Origin of the sequence: Kitasatospora sp. NPDC059327 (assembly GCF_042752535.1) — a bacterium.
GTDB lineage: Bacteria > Actinomycetota > Actinomycetes > Streptomycetales > Streptomycetaceae > Kitasatospora.
Genome location: NZ_JBHYYB010000005.1, coordinates 94,253 through 110,009, shown reverse-complemented (window position 1 = coordinate 110,009; position 15,757 = coordinate 94,253). Strand labels below are relative to the sequence as shown.

The following is a 15,757-nucleotide window of genomic DNA, read 5'->3' as shown; positions in this document are numbered from 1 at the left end:
CCGACCCGCCTCACCGCGGCGAGCCTTCTCCGGAGGGGGCGCCCGAGGCCACTCCGGAGCCACCCGCCGCCCCGCACACCCGCACGGAGGCCATCCCGGCAGCGGTCGCGGCCTCGATCCCCAGGACCGAGTCCTCGAACACCAGACAGTCCCCCGGCGCCACGCCGAGGCGGTCGGCGGCGAGCAGGAAGGCGTCGGGGGCGGGCTTCGCCCTCGGGTAGTCGCCGGCGCAGACCAGCGTGTCGAACCGGTCCAGCAGGCCGAGCACGGTCAGCGACGCCGTGACGGACTCCCGGGTGCTGCCGGAGACGACGGCACTCGGGATCCGCCGCTCCCGGGCGTGCTCGATGTGCGCCACGATGCCCGGGACGGCCGCGAGCCGCGGGAGCAGCGCGCGGTAGAGCTGCTCCGCGCGGCGGGCGACGGCCTCCACCGGCATCGCCAGCCCCTGGTCCGCGTTGAGTTGGGCGACGATGTCCGCGACCGTCCGGCCGCCCCAGGCGTAGAAGAGGTCCTCGGAGAACGCGCAGTCCCACTCGTCGAGCGTCTGCTTCCACGCCCGGTAGTGCAGCGGCATCGAGTCGGCGACGGTGCCGTCGCAGTCGAACAGGTAGGCGCGGAACTCGCCCGGGGGCAACTGAATGATCATCCGCTCAGGCTATCTCGCGCCTTTTCCGGGTACGGGCCGCACCGGTTTCAGTACACTCCTGGCCTCAACTCCTTTCGTTCTCAGGTGAATCTCGGGGGACAGCCGTGGACCTGCACCTTTCGGTAACGGGCGGGCAGCCCGCCTCGGACGCGGAATCGCTCACCGACTGGCTGCGGGGCGAACCCGAACTCGCCGGCACCGTCGGCCTCACCGGCGCGGCGCCCAGGCCCGGCGAGCTCGGCACGGCCCTGGACGTCCTGACGGTGGCGGTCGGGGCCGGCGGCGGACTCTCGGTGCTGGCCGCCTCGCTGCGCACCTGGTTCGCCCACCCCCGGCGCAGCGACGTCCGGCTCAAGATCCGCCGCCCGGACGGCGAGTCGGTGGAACTCGATGCCAAGCGGGTCAGCGCCGCCGAACTGGAGACCGTCCTGCGCCAGGTGCTGGACCGCGAACCGGTACCGGACGGCACCGCGTCCGAGCAGGAGTGACGTGCGCCTTCCGGACCCTCAGCGCTCCCGGATCGTCCTCATCGGCGCCGGCACCTACGGCGATCCGCACCTGCTCGACCTCCCCGCCGTCCCCCGGACGATCACCGACCTCGCGGCGATCCTCACCGACCCGTCGCACGGGCTCGTCCCCGAGGAGCACTGCACCGTCCTGCTCGACGACGGCGACCTGCGGACGGTCGGCCAACGGCTGCGCACCGCCGTGCAGGAGGCCGAGGACCTCCTGCTGGTCTACTACACCGGGCACGGCCTGGTCGCCGGACGCCGCCACGACCTCTATCTCGCCCTGCCCGACAGCGATTTCGTGGCGCCCGAGTTCAGCGCGCTGGAGTACGACAAGCTGCGCGGCGCCGTCCTCGACAGCCCCGCCACTGCCAAGATCATCGTCCTGGACTGCTGCTTCTCCGGCCGCGTCGTCACCGACTCGATGGCACCCGACGACGACAAGCTCAGCCGACTCGAAATCGCCGGCACCTACGTCCTCACCTCCGCCCACCGCGACCAGGTCGCCCTCTCGCTCCCCGGCGAGGACCACACCGCCTTCTCGGGACGTCTGATCCGCCTGCTCCGGGAGGGCGTCGTCGGCGGCGCCGAACTCCTCACCGTCGACGACCTCTACCAGCGGCTCACCACCATCATGGCCGCCGAGGGCCTGCCGACCCCCCTCAACCGGGGCACCCGGACCGCCAGCCTGATCGCCCTCGGCCTCAACCGGGCCTTCGCCGCCACTGCCGGGCCCGAACTGCGCGAACAGCGCGTCGCGGCGGTCGAACGGGGCAAGGACGGCCACTGGAAGGAGGCGGCGGAGACGCTGCAGGGCATCGTCGAGGAGTCGACCCGGATCCTCGGCCCCGAGGACGCCGACACCCTGCTCGGCCGCCAGTCCCAGGCTCACAGCCTCGGCGCCGCCGGCGACCCGGCCGAGGCCGCCCGCGCCCTGCGGCAACTCCTCGCCGACCAGACCCGCCTGCTCGGCCCCGACCACCAGGACACCCTGCGCACCCGGCAGTTCCTCGCCGTCAACCTCGGCGAGGCCGGCCACCGTGGGGAAGCGGTCGCCCTGCTGCGGGTGCTGCTCGCGGACCGCAGCCGCCTGCTGGGCACCGAGAACGCGCACACCCTGAGAACGCGGCACATGCTGGCCCGCAACCTCGCGCTCTGCGGGAACGGTGACGAGGCGGTGGCACTGCTGCGGCAACTGGTGGCGGAGCGGGAGCGGCTCCTGGGCAACGACCACCCGCACACGCGGCGGGCACGGGCGGACCTGACGGCGGCACAGGGGGGAGAGGGCCGTGTTTGAGCGATTCACCCCTGGCGCACAAAAGTCTGTAGTCCTGGCCCAGGAGCAGGCCCGGCGACTCGACCACAACTACATCGGCACCGAGCACCTCCTCCTGGGGCTCATCCACGAGGGTGAGGGTGTCGCCGCCGCAGCGCTGGAGCGCCTCGGAATCTCGCTTGTCAGGGTTCAGTGGCACGTCGAGGAGATCGTCGGTCATGGCCAGGAGGCCCAGTCCGGGCACATCCCCTTCACTCCCCGAGCAAAAAGGGTGCTGGAACTGGCGCTCCGGGAGGCCCTGCGGCTCGGCCACAACTACATCGGTACCGAGCACCTCCTGCTCAGCCTGATCCGCGAGGGTGAGGGCGTCGCCGCCCAGATTCTGGTGAAGCTCATCACCGACCTGGACCGGATACGCCAGGAGGTCATGCGGTCCATTACCGACGCCGCGCCCGCTTCGAAGCCGACACCGCGCCCGACCCCACGATTGAAACTGCTCACCCTGGACCTCAGCCGGGAGGTAGCCACGACTGACGTCGACCGCGTCGTCGGCCGAGCCCGGGAGATCGAGAGGCTGACTCAGGTCCTCGCCCGAAGGCAACGGAACATCCCCCTGCTCATCGGTGCGCCGGGCGTCGGAAAGAGCAGCATCATCACCGGGCTCGCCCGCGCGATCGCCGCCGGCACCGTGCCGGCAGCGTTCGCCGGTCGAACCGTCCGCTCGCTCGACCTCGGCGCCGTCTTCGCCAACCCCCGACACCACGGTCGCTTCGCCGAACTCATGACCAGCCTTCTCACCGAGGTACGGCGCAGCGCCGACCTCGTCCTCTTCCTCGACAACGCCCTCACCCTGCTGCGCACCCAGGACGGCGGGGCCGAGGCACTCGCCTTCCTGCGGCCCGTCCTCGGCAAGCCGGGCGTCCACGTCATCGCCGCGTGCACCACCACCGAGTACCGCCGATGGACACCGGACTCGGGCCTCTACCGGCTGCTCCAACCGGTAGAGATCGGCGAACCCCCGATGGACGAGGTCCTGGAGATCCTGCGCGTCGTCCGGCCCCGGCTGGAGGAGCACCACGGCGTGGCGATCGACGACGCGGCGCTCTGGACCGCCGCCACCCTGGCCCAGGAGCACCTCCCCGGCCAGGCACTACCCGGCTCCGCGATCGACCTGCTCGACGAGGCGGGCGCCCAGGCCGGCAGCCGGGGCGCCCGCGCCAAGGCCCTCTCCCTCGCCCTCACCGAGGAGTTCGAGCAGCGCATCGCGGAACAGCGGAAGCACCGTGATGCTGCGGCTGACACCAATGACGCCGACCTGACCGCCCATCACAATCGTCAACTTGCCACTCTGGTCAGGTCGTTCGCCGACCACCGAAAGCAGGACGCCGCGAGCGCCGACCACCGGGTCGTCGAGACCGACGTGGTGAACGCCCTGGCACTCCAGTCCGATCCCTCGCACACCCCGCCGGGCCACGCCAGCACCCAGATGCCCCGCCCCGGGACCACCGCGCCGGGCCCGGCCGTCCCCCACGACCCCACCGTCTGGGCCATGAGCTGAGCGCCCGTCCCCGCGCGGTACCCCGGCCGCGGGGTTCACCAGCCGCGTGAGCGCTCCGCCGCCGCCCGCAGACGGCGCACCTCGGCGATCAGGCGGGGGACGTCCTGGCGGGCGGCCGCGATGAAGTCGATGTCGGCGTCGAGCCTCGGATCCTGACCCGGCAGTTGGGCGCCTTCGACGAAGCGGCTGACGTAGATCTCGTCGTCCAGGTCCGCCTCGGGCCGGACCTGGATGAAGCTGTCGCCCCCGCTCCCGTGGCGCCCCTCCAACCAGGCGGCCCACGGGCCCGGCGCCGCCGCGGCGGCGCGTCGTTCCATCGCGCTGAGGTCTTCCTCGGTCAACGGTCCGTCAGCAGTCATACGGCGATCCTCCCGGCCGCCCGCCGGGATGTCCACGGGCCCGGCCCGGCAACGGCGTCATCAGGCCGATCGGCCTCCCCGTCGACTACTTCCCCGACTCGGCCGCCAGATCCACCGGCTCCCACTCCAGCCCCGCGTCCCAGCCGTCCTGGAGTCGGGCCCAACCCGTCATCGCGGCGATCACCGGCTCCGGGCCGTCGAGTCGGACCTGGAAGTGGTGCTCGGCCGACCCGGCGCGGTGCTCCAGCGTGTACGTGCCGCCGGCCTCGTGCCACACCTGGATGTAGAAGTCCGGAACGTCCGGGACGCGCTCCATGACGACAAAACGGTCGCGCCGCCCGCCGATCCCACGAATCAGCGAAGCCAACGCCTCGGCGGTCACCAGGGGGTGCCGCTCGTCGTTCTCCGTGCGTACCGCGATCGCCAACATGCCCTCACTCTGGCACGGACCACTGACACCCCGGCCGCCCCCGCGTGCCGCCGAGGCGGCCCGGCCGGCGGACCCCGCGTCACCTCACCGCTCGCCGCCCACCGCTCGCCGACCGGGCGTCACGGCTTCTGCCGCACCGCAGTTGGGACCGTTGCCTCATGTGCCCGGGACTCCGGGCGCAGAACCATGAACGCATCCCCCCAGGGCGCCCTCCCGAGGACCGGGAAGCCGCCCGGAAAGGAAGCACCATGGCCATCGTCGGCCAGTCCAACTGGCGGTACTGCAACAAATGCTTCGGCCTCTGGTTCAACGGGAACCCGACCAACGGGTCCTGTCCCGCCGGCGGCGCGCACACCAGCGCGGGCAGCTTCGACTACCTGCTGGCGGCGAACACCCCCAGTGGCGTCGCGCCGGCGGTCGCCGAGGAGGAGGTGGGAGGGTCCGGCACGGGAACGTGAACCAAGGACCCGGCCGCATCCCTCGGACGACTCGCCGGGCCGGGTCCGCACAGCGCTGAACCCCGGGCCGACGAGGTCGGCCCGGGGTTCACCGTGGTCAGGGACCGGGTCAGCTCTTCGGCGAGGCAGGGGCCGCAGCCGAGGCCGCAGCCGACGGCAGTCCGCCCGACAGCAGCGGCCACTCACGGTGGAACGGCGGCAGCGGGAGCTTGCCCTCGATGATCGGGGTCCCGAAGACCTTCAGGTGGGCGGTGAGCGCGCCGCCCAGGTCGACGCCGCCCAGGAGTGCCCAGCTGCCCTGGAGTTGGGGGGTGCCGCCCGGGACGTCCACGGTGAGCGAGCCGTCCACCTGGGCGCGCAGGTACGGGGCGACGGTGGCCTCGACGCCGACCGTGTCGTACAGGCCGACGCTCACCTCGGCACCCAGGGCGGCGCGGGCGGCGGCCTTGCCGGTCAGCCGCACGTGCACCGGGGAGACCTTGGTGTCGGCGGCGTCGGTGGACGACGTCCAGCCGCGGCCGCCGGTGTAGTCGGCGTGCACCGCCCAGGTACCGGTGACCTCCTGTTCGGCCTCCAGGTGGACCTGGCCGTCGGCGCCGATCTCCAGGTAGCAGGTGAGACCGAGGTTCACCACGACCGGCAGGCCCGCCACCGTGATGACCGGGCTGGCCTGGAGCTTGGCGAACGGCAGCCGGACGGGCGCGGCGCCGGTGCCGCGGGCGAGGTCGCCGGTGACCTTCCACCGGGCGTGGGCACCCAGGTCGAAGCCGATCGAGGCGGTGCGCGGGCTGCCGACACCGGCGCCGTGGTACGCGAAGCGCAGGGCCGGGTGCAGCCGGAGCGAGGCGGAGGCCGCGGCGCTCAGGCCTTCGGGCAGCGGGATCGGCGCGTTGACGTCGACCTCCAGCGTGCCGGAGGCGTCGGCCTTCGTGGTGCCGTTCTCCCGGGAGACGGTCGCCTTGACGTCCTTGACCAGCGGCGTGACCTTGATCGCGCTCGGGTCCACCGGGACCTGGCCGTCCGCCTCGCTGCTGCCGAGCAGTTCGGACAGGTTCGCCGGGCGGGTCGCCACGGTGACGCTGCCGCCGCCCGCCGACTTCACGGCCGTCACCGCGAGCAGCGCGCCCTGCGGAGCGGCCGAGGTCGGCGGGCTCGCGAGCAGCTGCCCGGGCTTGACGGCCTCGGCGGGGCCGGTCGGGGCGGTGGTGGGCGTCGCGGCGACCGCGGTCGAGGGCGCGGCGGCCGCCGGACCGGCCTGCACCGCCGACAGCACGGCCGTACCGGCGGCCGGGTCGTAGGCGCTGACCTGGAGATTCTTCGCCTCCGGCGCGACGGCGGCGCCGTCCTTGCCGGGCGCGCCGATGGCCGCCTGCTGGACGCCCGGCTGGGCGGCCGCGACCGGCAGCGAGGGGGTCGCCGGGCGCTGGGCGGGGGCCGTGGCAGCGGCGCCGCCGGTGGCGGCGGGGGACTGCGGCGCGGCGGTGGCCGGACCGGCGGCCCGGGCCTGCGGCGGGCCGGACGGCCGCACCGCCGCCGGGCCCGCCGTGGGGGACGCGGTCGCCGGAGCGACCGCGCCGACGGCTTCGAGGGGAACGGCCTGGGAGGCCTGCCGGCTGCCCGAGGTCGGGCCGCACGCCGCGACGCCGAGCAGGACCAGCGAAACGAGGGCAGGGCGGATCGCCGTGCCGAGGGGACTCTTCAACGAAGCTCTTTCGAAGCGGCGGACGCGCACGCGGGCGCCCGGGACCAGTGGCTTCAGCGACGGCCAGAACGGCCGCTCCCGTGCCATGTTACTGACGGGAAATTAGCTTGTCGAAGACATGCAAACCGTGAACGAATCGTAAGGGTCCATCAACGTCGGCCACTCAGAGCCGAGTTGTGCGCGGCACGGACCACCGCTCCGGACCTTCGGCGGGTGTCCGGGTCACAGCAATCCACCGACCGGCGGGTCCGTACCCCCGCCGGTCGGCCGGGCCGTACCCTGCCGGGAATTGTCGCCCTCACCCGTCCCCCGCAGGATGGCCGCCGACCGGGCACGCCGTCGACACACCGCGAGGAGCACACCATGACCACCGCCACCGCACAGGAGACCGCCTACCGCTACATCGCCCTGTGGACGGAGTCCGACCCGGCGCGGCGCCGCCCGGCGATCGAGCGGGTCTGGGCGGCGGGTGGCGTCCACCTCCTCCGGCCGCCCGCGCAGATCCGCGACCGGGCCACCGCGTCGGGCTTCGACGACACCGTGGTGGAGACGGCGGGGTACGAGGCGATCGACACCCGGGTCACCCGCAGCCACCGGGAGTTCGTCGCCCCGGGCGCGTTCACCTTCCGGGCCCGGGACACCGCCGTCCGGCTCCGCGACTGCGTCAGGTTCACCTGGGAGATGGTGCCGGTCGGCGGCGGCGAGCCGGTCGGGAGGGGGCGGGCTGGAGGTGCTGCCGCTCGACGAGGAGGACCGGGTGACGACCGACTACATGTTCCCCGGGGCCCGAGCCCGCCCCTCCACCCGCTCCTCCCCCGGCGCCTCGGCTCCGCGCCTCCGCCCGCGCCTCCGCCCGCAGCGCGGCCGCCGTGGCCTCGTCGGCCGGCAGGAAGGCTCCCAGCTTGAGCTCGGCGAGCGTGACGTCGACGGCGGTCGCGAAGCTGGTCACCGTGGTCATCAACCGCAGGTCGCCGCGCGAGGTGCGCAGGTGCAGCGGGACGGCGAAGCCCAGGTGGTCGGTGCCGACGGGGGCCACCTCGGTCACGTAGGAGGCGAGTTCGGCGTGACCCGACCCGACCTGACCGCGCCTGACCCGACCCGACCCGACCAGACCGGGCCCGACCGGGCCGGGCCGGGACCCCGCGCAGCGTGCCCGCGCTCAGATGCCCCGCTCCGCCGTGACCACCCCGTCGTCGATGGCGGCCAGCAGGGCGGCGTGGTCGGCCGCGGTCTGTTCGGTGTAGCGGAGCGCGAAGTCGGCGATCCCCTCCGCGAAGGAGTCGGACGCGCCCAGGTAGCCGGCGATGGCGAGCCGGTCGCCGGAGCGGGCGTGGGCGCGGGCCAGGGCGCGGCCGCAGAGGTCCGCGTAGGCGCGCAGGCCGGAGGTCGTCATGTCGGCGACCTCCACCGAGCCCTTCATGTCGCGCAGTTGGCGACCGTAGTAGTGGCGGCCGGCCGGTCCGGTGGTCCAGCCGAGGAAGATGTCGCTGGCGGCCTGCATCAGGTGCTGGCCGACGACGACCCGGCGGCCGCCGTGGGAGGCGGTCACCTCGGCGTCGGCCCGGCCACCGGCCGGCAGGTACTCCTCCAGGACGGAGGCGGTGGCCTCCTTGAGTTGCAGGAAGAGCGGGTCGCGGGCGTCACGCCCCTCCAGCAGGAGGATGAAGCAGCGGGTACCGACGCTGCCGACGCCGACCACCTTGCGCGCCGCGTCGACGAACTGGAAGCGGTCGAGGAGGACCCGGCGGTCCTCGCTGAGGGTGGCCCGGTAGTCGCTGAAGATCTGGCCGACGCTGCGGAGTTCGTTCTTCGCCAGCGGCTGGATCAGCGGCGGCTCGTTGATGATGCGCCGCGTGCCGTCCCGCTCCTCGGTGAGTTTCCCGAACGCCTGCAGGCTGGTGCGGCGCCGGGCGTGGGCCATCCCGGCCTCGACCCGCTTGCGGCGCTTGGCCTTGCCGATCAGCGGGAGGAGGTCCTCGGTGTCGATCCGGGCGTACCAGACGTCGAGTTCGCTCATCGCCGCCAGCCGGCGCATCGCGGCGGCGTAGCCCTGGGTCGCGGTGAGCGCGGCCCGGTGCGCCTGGTCCTCGTCGTTGCCGTTGTCCCGCGCCGCCACGGCGACGCTGGCGGCGAGCCGTTTGACGTCCCACTCGAACGGGCCGGGGTAGGTCTCGTCGAAGTCGTTGAGGCCGAAGAGCAGGGCGCGCTCGGGCGAGGCGTACATGCCGAAGTTCACCAGGTGCGCGTCACCGCAGAGTTGGACGGTGAGGCCGGTGTCGGGGACGGCCGCGAGGTCGGCGGCCATCACGGCGGCCGCGCCGCGCAGGAAGGCGAAGGCGGAGTCGGCCATCCGGCCGTAGCGGATCGGCAGCAGCTCGACGACCCGGTCCGCCGCCTGCCGCTCCAGGACGGCGATCGGGTCGGGCCGGTCGGCGGCGGGGATCCAGCGGCCGTGGGCGGAGCGCGAGACCCGCTCGCGGGCGGCCCGGCCGCGCCGGCGGCGTTCGGCGGGACTGGTCATGCGCTCGCTCCTCGGTCGGACGACGGGGCTGGTGTGTCTGCTCGCGACGCTAGGTCAACCGCGGGGGCCCGGCACGTCGAAGCGGGGGGGGGGCGGGGGCGCGCCCCCCCCCGCCGGGCGCGACGGGGGGGGCGTGGGGGGGGGGGCCGAGCCTCCGGGGGCGGGCCCGCGCCCTACTCCACGACGAAGTCCGCCATCATCGCCATGTCCTCGTGCTCCAGGTTGTGGCAGTGCATCATGTACGTCCCGGGGTAGTCCGTGAAGCGGACCAGGACCTCCATCGTCTCGGCCGGCCGCAGGTCGACGGTGTCCTTCCAGCCGGCGTCGTAGCGGCCGGGTTCACCGCGGTTGCGCGAGAGCACCTGGAAGGAGTTCAGGTGCAGGTGGACGGGGTGGTGGACATCGGTGAAGAAGCGCCAGATCTCGGTGCTGCCGAGGGCCGGCCGGGCCAGCGAACGGCCGGGTTCGTAGGGCTGGTTGTTGATCGTCCAGACGTTGTCCCGGCTGCGGCGGAAGCCGAAGGTCCGGGTGGTGACGGCGGCGGCCGGGTCGAGCCGTTCGAGGGTGCAGAGCCGCTCCGGGACGGCCGAGTCGTCGGTGACGGTACGGGACGACACCTCGAACAGCATCACCTCGGCGGTCCGGTCGCTGCCGAACCGGTTCATCAGGCGGACGGTCGTCCCCGGGGCGTAGCGGGAGAAGTCGACCACCACGTCGAAGCGCTCGGCCGGGGCGATCTCCACCGCGTCGTGGGCCAGCGGGGTCTCCAGCAGGCCGCCGTCGCCGCCGATCTGCACCAGCGCGTCGCCGCCGGAGGGCTGCGGGTCGAGTTCGAGCCGGTAGAGGCGGGCGTTGGAGGCGTTCAGCAGGCGCAGCCGGTAGCGGGCGCGGTCCACCGTGAGCCGGGGCCAGGGGGCGCCGTTGACCAGGATGACGTCACCGAGGACACCGGTCATGTAGTCGTCGGTGACGCCCGGGACGGCCAGCGTGGCATCGAGGGCCGGGTAGCTGAAGGAACCGTCCTCGGCGAAAGCGCGGTCGGCGAGCATCAGCGGGACGTCGCGTTCGCCGCGCGGCAGCGGCAGCGCGTCCTCCTCGTCGTCGTGGACCAGGTGGAAGCCGGCCAGGCCCCGCCACACGCCGGGGCCGGTGAAGCCCATCCGGTGGTCGTGGTACCAGAGCGTGGCCGCGCGCTGCCGGCCGGGATAGGTGTACGTGCGCTCGCCGTCGGCGGTCCGGCCGACGAGGACGGCCGACGGGTCGGCGGGGTGGGCCGTCCCGGGCATCCCCGGCATCCCCGGCATCCCGGCCGTGCCGCCCGTCCCCTGGGCGGCCCGGGCACCACCGCCCCCGACCGGCAGCAGCAGGTCGACCGGGTAGCCGTCGCTGTCCGCCGGGGTGTGGCCGCCGTGCAGGTGGACCACCGAGGGCACCGGCAGCTCGTTGCGGTGGCGCACCGCGCTCTGCCGGCCGGCGCGGACGGCCAGCGTCGGCCCCGGGAAGCTGCCGCCGTAGGTCCAGGCCTCGGTCCGCAGACCGGGCAGGATCTCCAGCCGCGCGGTCCGCTGGGTGATCTCGTAGTAGTCGGTGGTGCCGTCGCTGCGGACCGGCCGCAGGACGGGCGGCAGCGGGAGCGGCACCTGGAACGCCGCGGGCAGCGGCACCGCGCTGCTCAGCAGCCGGCCCGGACGGCCCTCGGCCAGCAACCGGGAGGCCGAGGGGGCGGCGAAGGCCCCGATCGCACCGGTGCCGACCACGGCCGCGCCGATGCCCAGGAACCGGCGGCGGTTCACTGGGCGACCTCCACCGGTCCGCCCGGCCGGGGAAGCCGGCCGGCGCCGTCGGGGTCGGGCACGGCAGCGGCCGTGCGGGCCGGCAGCGGCAGCCGCCAGGCGTCGACCAGGCCGAACAGGACGGCGCTGACCAGCAGCACGCCGAGCACCACGTGCAGCCCGATCGCGTGCTGGTAGCCGAGGGCGGTCTGCAGGATGACCGCCGCCGTGACGAGCGCCGCGAGCCGCAGCGGGCCGCGCGGGCCGCGCCGGTCACGGCCGCCCAGTCGGACCAGCGCCCCGGCCGCGAGCTGGCCCAGCGCCGCGGCGGCCAGCGCCGTCGCGGTGGCCGCGTGCGGCGCGAGCGAGTCGTAGTGGCCGTTGAGGTAGCTGGCGGCCAGCACCGTCTGCAGGAGGGCCAGGGCGGCCAGCGCGCCGGCGCTCGCCCGCAGCAGGATCAGCGGCCGGCGGGGCGCGGGGGCCACGGGAGGACTGCTCATGGGTGGGCTTCTCTCTGCTCGGCCGTGAGGCGGGGTACGGGAGCCGTGGGGCGGGAACGGGTCCGCCGCGTGCCCGAACGGGCGTTCGCGAACGGGTGCCGTGAGACGGGAACGGGTGCGGGAACGCGGGTGGAGCCCGCGGGCGGGGCACGGCGAGCGCCTCCGGAGACGGCCCGGCCCCGGACGGCGCGGCCGAGAGCGTAACTGATCGGACATCACGATCAGCGGCACCGAACCGGGTCGGCCGCGTACACCACTCCGTTGCGCCGGCCGGGGCCCCGGCCCCTCACCCGAACGGGCGGTGCGCCACCCTCGCGCACCGCCCGACCTGCCGGGACACCCGCACAGGACCGCTCGGCCGACGCCCGAACAGGACCGCTCGGCCGACACCCGGGGCCGAGCGGTCCTGCTGCGAGGTCCTGCCGAGCGGTCCCGTCCGCCCCCGTCCGCTACTGGCGCCCGCCGCCCGCCGCCACCGGGTGGGCCCGGAGCAGGAGACGGGCCGGCAGGCCGGTCGAGCCGAGGCAGAGCAGCACGGCTCCGGCGGCCAGCGGCAGGGCGAGGCCGACCGGGATGTGCGGCGCGGAGCCGGCGATGCCCCGGGTGATCGGCAGCAGGGTGATCCAGGCGATCGCCGCGCCGACCGCCAGCCCGGTCGCGGCGACCAGCAGCGCCTCCCAGCGCATCATGCCGCGCACCTGGCGGCGGGTCGTCCCGGCCAGGCGGAGCAGCGCCACCTCGCGACGGCGGTCCAGCACCGTCATCGCCAGGGTGTTGGCGGCGGTGACGGCGGCGAACCCGCCCAGCACACCGGCCATCACGGTGTTCGCCCAGGCGCCGATCTCCCGGGCCTTGTCGGCCTGGGCGACGAAGCCGGCCCGGTCGGTGACGGTGGTCGCGCCGGCGCCGGCGAGGCCGCTCAGCCCGGCGGCGACGGCGGACCGGTCGGCGCCGGGGGCGTCCGCGACCAGCACCTGGCTGTCGTAGCCGGCGGTGACGTGCTCCGCGACGGCCGCCCGGGGCAACAGCACCTGGCCGAAGCCGAGGCCCCGCGCGTAGGTGGCGACCACCGTCGGCTTGACCGGGGTGCCGTCGCCGAGCCAGAGCGGGGCGCGGTCGCCGACCTTGACGCCGAGGGCGTCGGCGAGCCCGGTGTCCAGGGCGACGGTGTCGGCCGAGCGGGCGAGCTCGGCCAGCGAGCCGCTCCGCACCCCGAGGTCGAGCACCCGGGGCAGCTTCGCCGGGTCGCCGCTGACACCCAGCGCGTTGGCGGTGCCGAGGACGCTGCCGTCGCGGTAGACGGTGCTGGTGCGCAGCACGCCGACGGCGGCCTCCACCCCGGGCACCCGTGCCGCGCGGTCGGCGGTGCCGGCGGGCAGACCGGGGCCGGTCGGGCCGACCACGTGGTCCGCGGTGATACCGGTGCGCACCTGCTCGCCGGTGACGTGGGCGATGGTGCTCTGCATGAAGAGCAGGGTGCCGCAGAAGGCGGTGACCATGACGATCGGCGTGATCGCGGACGCCAGCCGGCGGGCGTTGGCCCGGGTGTTGTCGGCCGCCAGCGAGCCGGGCGCGCCGGCGCCGGCCCGCAGCGGGGCCCCGAACACCCCGGCGGCGATCCCGGCCACCCAGGGGCCGAGCAGCGCGACGGCCATCAGGAAGCACATCACCACGCCGAGCGCGGTGTTGGCGGCGTTGGAGCCGTCGAGTCCGGCGGCGACGGCGGCGAGCGTGACACCCCCGGCGGCGAAGATCAGCCCGAGGACGGTCCGCACCACGCCGGGTCGGCCGGGCTCGACGGCGGCCGCGCCGAGGGCCTGGCTGGGCCGCAGCCGGGAGGGGCGGCGGGAGGCGAAGAAGCCGGCGGTCAGCGCGGCCAGCGTGCAGGTGGCCACGGCGGCGAGCATCGGGATCGGCCCGACGTCCAGCGACAGGGCCTCCGGGACGGCGCCGCGGTCCGACAGCTCGCCGAACCACCACCGGGCCAGGGCCAGTCCGGGGAGGATGCCGAGGGCGCCGGCGACGGGTGCCACCAGCATCGCCTCGGTGGCGATGGTGCGGCGGATCTGGCGCGGGGTGGCGCCGATGGCGCGCAGCAGGGCGAACTCCCGGGCGCGCTGGCCGGTGGCCAGGGCGACGGTGCTCATCACCACGAAGACCGCGGTCATGGTGGCGATGCCGCCGAAGGAGCCGCCGAGGGCGGTGAGCATGGTCCGGCTCTCGGCGAGCGCGGGCTGTTCGACGCCGCCCCGGGCGCTGCCGGTGAGTACCTCGGCCTCGCCGCCGACGGCCTGGCGGACCTGGGCGGCGAGGGTCCTGGGGTCGACGCCGTCGCGGGGGGTCACGGCGATCGCGTCGACCCGGCCGGGGTGACCGGAGAGCCGGTCGGCGACGGGGTCGGCGAACCAGGCCGTACCGGTCGGCTGCCGCGGACCCGCCGCGGGCGTGGCGGCGAGGCCGGAGATCCGGTAGCCACCGGCGCCGCCGGGCGCGGTCAGCGCGACGGTGGCGCCCGGCGCGAGGTGGGCGGCGCGGGCGGTGTCCACGTCCAGGACGACCTCACCGGCACCGGGCGCGCGGCCCTCGACCAGCTTCTCGCCCGGCCCGGCGATGCCGAGGGCGGCGATGCCCCGGCCGGTCAGCCCGGGCAGGCCGGCGGCGGAATCGGCCGGGACCGGGAAGGCGGTGTCCGGCCGGGCGGCCGCGACACCGGGCTGGGCGGCGATCCGCCCGGCCAGCGCCGCGTCCACCCGGGCCCGCTCGGGGACGGGCAGGCTCTGGGTGTCGGTCTCCCCACCCGTCTTGACGGTGATCTCGACGGTCGCGTCGGGCGCGACCAGCACCGGGGTGGCGGCGTAGCGGATCGGCGGCACGCTCGCGGTGAGGCCGGTCTGCAGCAGCGTGCCGCAGGCCGTCACCACGGCCGCGCCGAGCAGCAGGGCGAGGAAGGTGCCGACGAAGGAAGCCGGCCTGAAGCGCACCGAGGCGCGCGCGAGTCCGTTGCTCATGCCGCCGCTCCGACCGGGCGCGCCGCCAGCGTGACCATGCGCTCGGCGACGGCGTTCGGGTCCGGGTGGTACAGCTCGCCGGCGAGCGCGCCGTCGGCCAGGAAGACCGCGCGGTCCGCGAACGAGGCCGCCACCGGGTCGTGGGTGACCATGACCACGGTCGCGCCCATGGTGTCCACGGCGCGGCGCAGCAGGCCGAGCACCTCGTGGGCGGTGCGGGTGTCCAGCGCTCCGGTCGGCTCGTCGGCGAAGACCACGTCCGGCGCGGTGATCAGCGCGCGGGCGATCGCGACCCGCTGCTGCTGACCGCCGGAGAGTTGGCCGGGCCGCCGGCCGCCGTGCTCGCCGAGGCCGACCTGGGCCAGCAACTCCCGTGCCCGGGAGCGGTCCTGGCGCTCACCCGCGAGGCGCTGCGGGAGCAGCACGTTCTGCTGGACGGTCAGCGAGGGCAGCAGGTTGAAGGACTGGAAGATGAAGCCGATCCGGCTGCGGCGCAGCTTGGTGAGCCGGTTCTCGCTGAGCCGGGAGATCTCCTCGCCGCCGAGGTACACCTCGCCACCGTCGGGGCGGTCCAGGCCGGCCGCGCACTGCAGGAAGGTGCTCTTGCCGGAGCCGGACGGACCCATGACCGCGGTGAAGCTGCCCCGGTCGAGCGACAGGTCGATGCCCCGCAGGGCGTGCACCGCCTCGCCGCCGCGGCCGTAGGTGCGCCGCACCGCCCGCAGCTCGATCGCTGCGTGGGCGGCGGCGGGCCGCCCGTACGGCTCGGTCCGGGGGTGCTGGCGGCGTGCCATGGTGGGCCTTCCTTAGGGAATCGTCGCTGGTCGTCGACGTGTTCCAGGCTAGGAAGAGCGGGCCGCGGGAACCATGGAGGTCACTGGCGGACCGGCCGGGGGGTTATCCCCACCCTCTGGCGGGGGCCTGCCCCCCGCCCCCGGGGCCGGGGGCGGGCCCCCCCACACCTCAATGCCGCTCGGGGGGGCGGGCCGCGCCCCAGACCCGCGCGCCCGCGAAC

At 74.9% G+C, this 15,757-nt stretch carries 15 protein-coding genes; 4 read left to right on the top strand and 11 right to left on the bottom strand.

What is annotated here, in order from left to right; translation table 11 throughout:
- Window positions 1-10: 10 nt before the first annotated feature.
- Window positions 11-649: an HAD family hydrolase gene (locus ACFXHB_RS05135; protein ID WP_380572205.1), complete on the bottom strand. Its 639-nt coding sequence runs from the start codon at window positions 647-649 to the stop codon at window positions 11-13.
- Window positions 650-753: 104 nt separating this feature from the next.
- Between ACFXHB_RS05135 and ACFXHB_RS05130 the strand changes: the two genes are divergently transcribed.
- Genes ACFXHB_RS05130 through ACFXHB_RS05120 form a run of 3 tightly spaced genes read left to right on the top strand, consistent with a single transcriptional unit; the run spans window position 754 to window position 3,992 of the window.
- Entirely contained in the window at window positions 754-1,137 is a 384-nt protein-coding gene (locus ACFXHB_RS05130; RefSeq protein ID WP_380572204.1) for a hypothetical protein, read from the top strand.
- Between the two features lies 1 nt (window position 1,138).
- Window positions 1,139-2,455: a tetratricopeptide repeat protein gene (locus ACFXHB_RS05125; protein ID WP_380572203.1), complete on the top strand. Its 1,317-nt coding sequence runs from the start codon at window positions 1,139-1,141 to the stop codon at window positions 2,453-2,455.
- The gene (locus tag ACFXHB_RS05120) at window positions 2,448-3,992 is read left to right on the top strand and encodes a Clp protease N-terminal domain-containing protein (RefSeq protein WP_380572202.1); all 1,545 of its coding nucleotides are present in this window, start codon (window positions 2,448-2,450) and stop codon (window positions 3,990-3,992) included. The genes ACFXHB_RS05125 and ACFXHB_RS05120 overlap by 8 nt, the downstream gene beginning before the upstream one ends.
- Before the next feature lie 35 nt (window positions 3,993-4,027).
- On the opposite strand, the gene ACFXHB_RS05115 is transcribed toward ACFXHB_RS05120, so the two are convergent.
- Window positions 4,028-4,351, bottom strand: coding sequence for a hypothetical protein (locus ACFXHB_RS05115; RefSeq protein WP_380572201.1), 324 nt, complete (start codon window positions 4,349-4,351; stop codon window positions 4,028-4,030).
- A gap of 85 nt (window positions 4,352-4,436) precedes the next feature.
- Entirely contained in the window at window positions 4,437-4,781 is a 345-nt protein-coding gene (locus tag ACFXHB_RS05110; protein ID WP_380572200.1) for a hypothetical protein, read from the bottom strand.
- Window positions 4,782-5,029: 248 nt separating this feature from the next.
- Here ACFXHB_RS05110 and ACFXHB_RS05105 point away from each other — a divergent pair, with 248 nt between their 5' ends.
- Window positions 5,030-5,239: a hypothetical protein gene (locus tag ACFXHB_RS05105; protein ID WP_380572199.1), complete on the top strand. Its 210-nt coding sequence runs from the start codon at window positions 5,030-5,032 to the stop codon at window positions 5,237-5,239.
- Window positions 5,240-5,348: 109 nt separating this feature from the next.
- On the opposite strand, the gene ACFXHB_RS05100 is transcribed toward ACFXHB_RS05105, so the two are convergent.
- The 8 genes from ACFXHB_RS05100 to ACFXHB_RS05065 all read right to left on the bottom strand — a co-directional run bounded on the left by ACFXHB_RS05100 (window position 5,349) and on the right by ACFXHB_RS05065 (window position 15,536).
- On the bottom strand, window positions 5,349-6,941 hold the full coding sequence (locus ACFXHB_RS05100; RefSeq protein ID WP_380572198.1) for a hypothetical protein: 1,593 nt from the start codon (window positions 6,939-6,941) through the stop codon (window positions 5,349-5,351).
- Window positions 6,942-7,339: 398 nt separating this feature from the next.
- Entirely contained in the window at window positions 7,340-7,615 is a 276-nt protein-coding gene (locus ACFXHB_RS05095) for a hypothetical protein (protein ID WP_380572197.1), read from the bottom strand.
- A complete protein-coding gene (locus ACFXHB_RS05090) occupies window positions 7,612-7,986 on the bottom strand; it encodes a hypothetical protein (protein WP_380572196.1) in 375 nt (124 codons plus the stop codon). Before ACFXHB_RS05090 ends, ACFXHB_RS05095 begins: the two co-directional genes overlap by 4 nt.
- Before the next feature lie 114 nt (window positions 7,987-8,100).
- Window positions 8,101-9,462, bottom strand: a complete 1,362-nt coding sequence (locus tag ACFXHB_RS05085) for a DUF2252 domain-containing protein (RefSeq protein WP_380572195.1) — start codon at window positions 9,460-9,462, stop codon at window positions 8,101-8,103.
- A 173-nt stretch (window positions 9,463-9,635) separates the two neighbouring features.
- A complete protein-coding gene (locus ACFXHB_RS05080; RefSeq protein ID WP_380572193.1) occupies window positions 9,636-11,255 on the bottom strand; it encodes a multicopper oxidase family protein in 1,620 nt (539 codons plus the stop codon).
- Window positions 11,252-11,734, bottom strand: coding sequence for a hypothetical protein (locus ACFXHB_RS05075; RefSeq protein WP_380572191.1), 483 nt, complete (start codon window positions 11,732-11,734; stop codon window positions 11,252-11,254). The genes ACFXHB_RS05080 and ACFXHB_RS05075 overlap by 4 nt, the downstream gene beginning before the upstream one ends.
- Before the next feature lie 449 nt (window positions 11,735-12,183).
- A complete protein-coding gene (locus tag ACFXHB_RS05070) occupies window positions 12,184-14,742 on the bottom strand; it encodes an ABC transporter permease (RefSeq protein ID WP_380572189.1) in 2,559 nt (852 codons plus the stop codon).
- Window positions 14,739-15,536 carry an ABC transporter ATP-binding protein gene (locus tag ACFXHB_RS05065; RefSeq protein WP_380572187.1) on the bottom strand — a complete coding sequence of 266 codons (798 nt, stop codon included), beginning with the start codon at window positions 15,534-15,536 and terminating at the stop codon, window positions 14,739-14,741. The genes ACFXHB_RS05070 and ACFXHB_RS05065 overlap by 4 nt, the downstream gene beginning before the upstream one ends.
- Window positions 15,537-15,757 lie beyond the last annotated feature (221 nt).

Excerpts from the sequence above, each read along its gene's own strand:
- ACFXHB_RS05135 (WP_380572205.1), bottom strand. The coding sequence starts at position 649 with ATGATCATTCAGTTGCCCCCGGGCGAGTTCCGCGCCTACCTGTTCGAC.
- ACFXHB_RS05065 (WP_380572187.1), bottom strand. The coding sequence starts at position 15,536 with ATGGCACGCCGCCAGCACCCCCGGACCGAGCCGTACGGGCGGCCCGCC.
- ACFXHB_RS05115 (WP_380572201.1), bottom strand. The coding sequence starts at position 4,351 with ATGACTGCTGACGGACCGTTGACCGAGGAAGACCTCAGCGCGATGGAA.
- ACFXHB_RS05085 (WP_380572195.1), bottom strand. The coding sequence starts at position 9,462 with ATGACCAGTCCCGCCGAACGCCGCCGGCGCGGCCGGGCCGCCCGCGAG.
- ACFXHB_RS05075 (WP_380572191.1), bottom strand. The coding sequence starts at position 11,734 with ATGAGCAGTCCTCCCGTGGCCCCCGCGCCCCGCCGGCCGCTGATCCTG.
- ACFXHB_RS05105 (WP_380572199.1), top strand. The coding sequence starts at position 5,030 with ATGGCCATCGTCGGCCAGTCCAACTGGCGGTACTGCAACAAATGCTTC.
- ACFXHB_RS05070 (WP_380572189.1), bottom strand. The coding sequence starts at position 14,742 with ATGAGCAACGGACTCGCGCGCGCCTCGGTGCGCTTCAGGCCGGCTTCC.
- ACFXHB_RS05110 (WP_380572200.1), bottom strand. The coding sequence starts at position 4,781 with ATGTTGGCGATCGCGGTACGCACGGAGAACGACGAGCGGCACCCCCTG.